This is a genomic window from Halogeometricum sp. CBA1124 (assembly GCF_009741955.1).
GTDB classification, from domain to species: domain Archaea; phylum Halobacteriota; class Halobacteria; order Halobacteriales; family Haloferacaceae; genus Halogeometricum; species Halogeometricum rufum.
Genome location: NZ_WPCD01000214.1, coordinates 1 through 6,168, shown reverse-complemented (window position 1 = coordinate 6,168; position 6,168 = coordinate 1). Strand labels below are relative to the sequence as shown.

Below are 6,168 nucleotides of genomic sequence, written 5' to 3'. Positions count from 1 at the left end.
CGTCGACGAGGGCGTCCTCGACGGTCCGACGTCGTCGCCTGCGGCGAGAACGTCGTCATGACGGGCGGACACGGCCACTGGTTCGGCCGCGAGGCCGACGGCGCGGACGAGGTGCGGAAGGCCGCCCGCGAACAACTGAAGCGCGGGGCGGGCGTGGTCAAGACGATGGCGACGGGCGGCGTCCTCACCGAGGGGGCGGTCACCGGCGCGCCGGAACTCACGCAGCAGGAACTGTCAGCGCTCGTGGACGCGGCGTCGGCGAAGGGCGTCCCGACGGCGGCGCACGCGCACGGGCGGCAGGGCATCCGGAACGCCGTCCGCGCGGGCATCACGAGCGTCGAACACGGCACGTTCATGGACGAGGACACGGCCGAACTGATGGCGCGCGAGGGGACGTACTGGGTGCCGACGGCCAGCGCGTTGGAGGGCATCGTCGAGAACGGCGTCGAGGCGGGCATCCCCGAAGAGGCCGTCGAGAAGGCCGAGGACGCACAGGAGCGGTTCGAACGCGCGTGGGAACACGCCCTCGACGCGGGCGTGACCATCGCGATGGGCACCGACGCGGGGACGCCGTTCAACTTCCACGGCGAGAACGCGCTCCGCGAGATGGAACTGATGGTCGAGTACGGACTCACGTCGGCGGCGGCGCTGGAAGCCGCCACTGTCACCGCCGCCGAACTCCTCGGCCTCTCGGACGTGGGGCGCGTCGCCGAGGGCTATCGCGCCGACCTGCTGGTTCTCGACGACGACCCGAACGAGGACGTGACCGCGTGGCGCGACGCCGCGGCCGTCTACCGCGACGGCGAGCGAGTGGCGTGAGCGGACGCCCGTAACCGACCGCCCGACCCGCCGCGGCGATGCGCCACGGCGCGACACACCCGTCCCGAAACGGAACGGTTTTATTCGTCGGTGCGATACGATAGGATGCGCTCTGGTGGTGTAGTCCGGCCAATCATATCACCCTCTCACGGTGATGACCAGGGTTCAAATCCCTGCCGGAGCATTTCTCTCGAACACGAATTCGCGAGCGACCGCGTAGCGTGTCGCTCGCACACCGTGTGAGAGGAAATTTCGACGGAGAGATTTGAATCAGGGAGCAACTCGTTGCGACCGTGGTTCAAATCCCTGCCGGAGCACTTTCTCACTGAATCACGTCGTGGAGTTCCATCTCCGCGACACTCGATTCGAGAGAACTGAGACACACAGGAATTTGAACCCTGCAAGTCGCAGCGCGCGAACGGAGTGAGCGCGACCGTCTTGCATCGGTTCAAATCCCTGCCGGAGCATTTCTGTCGAACACGAATCCGCGAGCGACCGCGTAGCGTGTCGCTCGCACGTTCTACGAGACGAATGCTGTACGAAGGGATTTGAATCAGGGAGCGAATCTCCGATTCGCGACCGTGGTTCAAATCCCTGCCGGAGCACTTTCTCACTGAATCACGTCGTGGAGTTCCATCTCCGCCTCGTCGCCCGGGTTACGCATGCTAGCCCCGTCCCCGCGAACCTGCTAGCTCTCTAGCTGCCAGTCTCACGTCACGGGCCGCGAACGGTACCCTATGTCTGCGCTACAGGCACTCGTGTTCATGGCGGTACTCAGCGTGGCCCCCGCCGCCCTGTTCGTCGGCCTCCTCGCCGGCCTCCGTCGTCGACAGCGGACGCCGATGATGTCGGTCTACAGCGCTCACGCCGGCGTCGAGGTATCCGAAGTCACGCTTCAGGACGCCGTTCGGGGAGCGCTCGGACTGCAGGCGGACTACACCGAGCGACCCTCGAACGACGAGTACCGGTTCTGAGCGCCGCGTCGGCCGCGCCGCCGTCTCAGATGCGCCGTTCGTCCTCGCCCGCCGTCGGACCCGACCCCGTGCGGTTCTCGCGGAGTTCCTCGGACAGCAGTTCGCCCCGCGTGTGCCACGTCCGCGGGCGGTAGGCGATGACCGCCGCGGCGGCGAACAGGGCGACGACGATAGCGGTGACGGCGACGCCCGAAATCATCCCGACGGCCGCGCTCTCGGGCCACGGGTCGGCGGAGAACGCCGTCACGCGGAGCAACCACGCCCCGTTCTGGACGGCGAACAGGGGGAGGTACACCCGGCGGAGGCGGTGGGCGAGTGCCTCCTCGAACGATATCTTCAGCGTCGGGTTGCGGTAGTCCTCGGCGAGTTCGGAGCGCCAGTCCTCGTCGCGGAGGGGCGAGTCGGGGTCCAGTCCGGGTGCCAGACGTGCTCTTGCAGGTAGCGAACGCGAGAGCGCCACACGTCGTACGCGCGGTACCGGCGGGCCTCGATGGAGAGAAAGAGGCCGACGGCGGCGTTGCCGAGGAGGAGGATGTAGTGCGGATGCGACGGTTGCGAGAACGCCCACGTCAGCACCGCGGCCATCAGGATGACCGCCCAGTTGGTCGTCCGGTCCAGTCGCTCTCGCCACAGTTTCATCCGGTGTATCTCGCCGCGGTAGAGGTGGGCCATCGCCGAACTCGGGCCCATGTCCACGTCGAGCAGTCCGCGGCCGACGTGTTCGTCGACCGCCGGCCCGTCGTCCGGCGCCTCGCTACGACCCTCGGGCATCACTATTGCCCGATATTGTGGTGACGGTGAAAACGGTTGTGTGTCACCCGGCGACGCGGGGGCCGGACACACCGTCTTTCCGGTGAATCGTTCGTGAACGTCACCGGCGCGCCCGCGCCCCTCGGAGCGTCGTCGCCGTCACACGGCGTCGTCTCTCGCGTGGCGTCGTCGCTCACACGGCGTCGGCGAGGCGTTCTTCGAGGCGGCCCGCGGCGACGGCGTCTGCGACGGCTTCGATGTCGTCGTCGAGACTCCGGTCGTCGGTCACCGGCGGCGACACCTCCCGGACGAGTTCGTAGACGGCGGCCGTCCCCCGGCCGTGCGACAGGGCGTCGTCGACGAACTCCGACGCCTGCGCCCCGGTAAGCAGTTCGACGGCGACGACGGTCCGGGCGTTCGACAGCGCGGATTTGGCCGCGAGCGCACTCGTCGCACTCATGCTCACGTGGTCCTCCTGCCCCCCGCTGACGGGCGTGTTGTCCATCGACGGGCGACCGGTCGCGCGCATCTCGTTTATCAGCGACGCCGCGGTGTACTGCGGAATCATGAACCCCGAGTCGAGTCCGGGGTCCGCGGCGAGGAACGGCGGCAGGTGGTCCTCCTGCAGGTTGGGGTTCACCGTCCGGTCCACGCGACGCTCCGAGATGGCGGCGAGTTCGGTCAGCGCGCTCACGAGGTAGTCGAGGCGGAGGGCGAGCGGTTCGCCGTGGAAGTTGCCGCCGGAGATGACAACGGCGTCGTCGGTGCCGGTGGCTCGGCTGTCCGCCTCTCTCGCGTCGAACACGAGGGGGTTGTCGGTGGCGCTGTTGAGTTCGACCGCGACCGCCTCGCGGAGGTGGGCGACGGCGTCGCGCACCGCGCCGTGGACCTGCGGGAGACAGCGGACGGAGTAGGCGTCCTGCACCCGGTCGCAGTTGGCGTGCGACTCGACTATCTCGGAGTCGGCCGTGAGCGCCCGAACGTGCTCGGCCACCGCGGCCTGCCCGCCGTGGGGCCGGACGCGGTGGACGGCCGGGTCGCAGTTTGCCGTCGTCCCCATCGTCACCTCCGTCGTCAGAGCTCCGGCGGCGTCGGCCGCCTCGCAGAGTCGTTCGGCGTCCACGACGAGCAACGCCGCGATGCCCGTCGTCAACTGCGTCCCGTTGATGAGCGCCAGCCCCTCCTTCGGCGCGAGCGTCAGCGGCGTCAACCCCGCCGTCGCCAACGCGTCCGCGCCGGAGAGCCGTTCTCGGCCGCCGTCTCCGTTCGGCGCGGAGTCGTCGTCGCCGGCGGCTTCACTGGCCACCGTCGCCTCGCCCTCGCCGATGAGGACCCCGGAGAGGTGCGCGAGGGGGGCGAGGTCACCCGACGCGCCGAGCTCCCGCGCGAGCGAACCACCGGGTGGATGCGCTCGTTCAGCATCGTCGCGAGGTAGTCGACGACGACTTCGCGGACGCCCGAGTAGCCCTTCGCGAGGGCGTTCAGCCGGGTGAGAAGCATCGCGCGGACCTCCTCCGCGTCGAGCGTCCGCCCCGCGCCGGAGGCGTGACTCCGGAGTAGGTTCGTCTGGAGCTGTTCGACTTCGGACGGTTCGATGCGGGTGTCGACCAGTTCGCCGAACCCGGTGTTCAGCCCGTAGACGGCCTGTCCGCTCTCGACGATTTCGTCGACGCGTTCGCGGGCGGCGACGACGGCCGCCCGCGCCTCCTCGGCGACTTCGACTCGCGCGCCGCGGCGAGCGACGGCCTCGACGTCCTCGGGGGTGAGCGACTCGCCGTCGACGACGACGGTGTCGGGAGTCACGGCGTCCGAGGCGCCGTCACTCATGCGCCACCTCCCCGCCGACGACGACGGTATCGACCGGGTTCACCCCGAAGTTGTACGACAGGTGGACGTGACTCGGCGCGTCCAGCACCGCGAGGTCCGCGGGCGACCCCGGTTCGAGTCGGCCGGCGTCCGGTCTGTCCACGGCGCGGGCGGCGTTCGCCGTCGCCGCGCCGAGGGCCTGCGCGGGCGTCAGTCCCATCTCGACGCACCCCAGCGTCATGGCGAACGGCATGCTCTGCGAGTAGCAGTTCGGGTTGAGGTCGGTCGCGAGTGCCACGGGTGCGCCGCGGTCGAGGAACGCCTCGGCGTCGGCGTACGCTGCGCCGAGACCGAACGCCGTCCCCGGCAGGAGGACGGGCGTCACGTCGGCGGCGACGAGGGCGTCGACGTCCTCGTCGGTGGCGTGCAGGAGGTGGTCCGCGCTGGCCGCGCCCACCTCGGCGGCCAACTGCGTCCCGCCGAGGTGGCTCAACTCCTCGGCGTGGACCTTCGGCGTCAGGCCGTGTTCTATCCCCGCCTCCAGCACGCGACGCGACTGCGCCACGTCGAAGACGCCCTCCTCGCAGAACACGTCGCAGAACGCCGCGACTCCCTGCTCGGCGACGGCGGGAATCTGCTCGGTCACGACTTCCTCGACGTAGTCGTCGGCGTCGCGCCCCGTCGGCACCGCGTGCGCGCCCATGAACGTCGGGACGACCCGGACCGGGTGCTCTGCGGCCGCGCGGTCGATGGCGTCGAGCATCCGCAGTTCGGTCTCCGCGTCGAGTCCGTAGCCCGACTTCACCTCGGCGGTCGTCGTCCCGTGCGCCAACATCACGTCGAGTTCGTCGCGGAGGTTCGCGACCAGTTCGTCGGTCGACGCCGCGCGGACGGCCTCGACGGTTCGGAGGATGCCGCCGCCCGCTTCGAGAATCTCCTGATACGTCTGCCCGCGGAGTTTGGCCTCGAACTCGTCCGAGCGGTCGCCCGCGAACAGGGCGTGGGTGTGCGGGTCGACGAACCCCGGCACGACGGCGCGCCCCGCGCAGTCGACGACGGCGTCCGCGTCGCTCTCGGGGTGGTCGTCGGTCACCGCCGCGGTCGGTCCGACGGCGACGACGCGGCCGTCGTCGACGGCGACGGCGGCGTCCTCGGTTCGCTCGAATCGCTCGTGGTCGGCGTAGGTGACGACTTCCGCCGCGTCGGTCAGGAGGAGGTCCGTCACGCGCCCGCACCCCCGAGGAAGTGCGCGACGGCGCGCGCGGCCGTCGCCGCGGTGTGCCCGGTCGGCGTCGGGTCCAGCGACGGCGCGCACTCTACCACCTCGAACCCGCGGACTCTGTCGTCGGCCGCGACGCCGCGGACGAGGGCGAACAGTTCCCGCGAGGAGAGGCCGCCGGGCGTCGGCGCACTCACGCCGGGCGCGGCCGTCGCGTCCAGCACGTCCACGTCGACGCTGACGTAGACCGTGTCCACGTCCGAGAGCGCCGTTCGAACCCGTTCGAGGGTCGCGTCGACGCCCGCGCCGACCGACTCGGCGGTGAGGACGCTCCCGCCGCGCGCGCGAGGTAGTCGGCGTACGCCGTCGTCGTCTCGAAGTGCCGCGCGCCGACGACGCAGAGGGTGTCGAGTCCGGCGTCGTGCAGTTGCCGGTAGGGCGTTCCGCTGGTCGGCCCGGCCCGCACCTCGCGGCAGTCGAGGTGCGCGTCGAAACTGACGACGCGACGCGGCCGGCGTCGTCTCGGTCGAGGAGTGGCGCGACGTTCGGGTATGTCAGCGAGTTGTCGCCGCCGAGGAACGCCGGCACCGACGAGGAGGC

At 70.2% G+C, this 6,168-nt stretch carries 2 protein-coding genes, 1 tRNA gene and 4 pseudogenes; 3 read left to right on the top strand and 4 right to left on the bottom strand.

All coding sequences use genetic code 11. From position 1 onward, the window contains the following. From GJ632_RS18455 to GJ632_RS18445, 3 genes and pseudogenes are all read left to right on the top strand, one after another. A pseudogene (locus tag GJ632_RS18455) lies at positions 1-819 on the top strand (amidohydrolase family protein); the annotation flags it as partial. A gap of 109 nt (positions 820-928) precedes the next feature. After that, positions 929-1,003 (top strand) — tRNA-Glu (locus GJ632_RS18450). Between the two features lie 553 nt (positions 1,004-1,556). Beyond that, positions 1,557-1,793 carry a hypothetical protein gene (locus GJ632_RS18445; RefSeq protein ID WP_089807162.1) on the top strand — a complete coding sequence of 79 codons (237 nt, stop codon included), beginning with the start codon at positions 1,557-1,559 and terminating at the stop codon, positions 1,791-1,793. Positions 1,794-1,818: 25 nt separating this feature from the next. Here the strand turns inward: GJ632_RS18445 and GJ632_RS18440 are convergent. From GJ632_RS18440 to GJ632_RS18425, 4 genes and pseudogenes are all read right to left on the bottom strand, one after another. Continuing rightward, positions 1,819-2,564 (bottom strand): annotated as a pseudogene (locus GJ632_RS18440) (DUF2270 domain-containing protein). A gap of 172 nt (positions 2,565-2,736) precedes the next feature. Further along, positions 2,737-4,370: pseudogene (gene hutH / locus GJ632_RS18435) on the bottom strand (histidine ammonia-lyase). Further along, positions 4,363-5,574, bottom strand: a complete 1,212-nt coding sequence (gene hutI, locus GJ632_RS18430) for an imidazolonepropionase (RefSeq protein WP_343161254.1) — start codon at positions 5,572-5,574, stop codon at positions 4,363-4,365. Before hutI ends, hutH begins: the two are co-directional and overlap by 8 nt. Then, positions 5,571-6,168 (bottom strand): annotated as a pseudogene (locus GJ632_RS18425) (arginase family protein); the annotation flags it as partial. The gene hutI and the pseudogene GJ632_RS18425, both read right to left, overlap by 4 nt.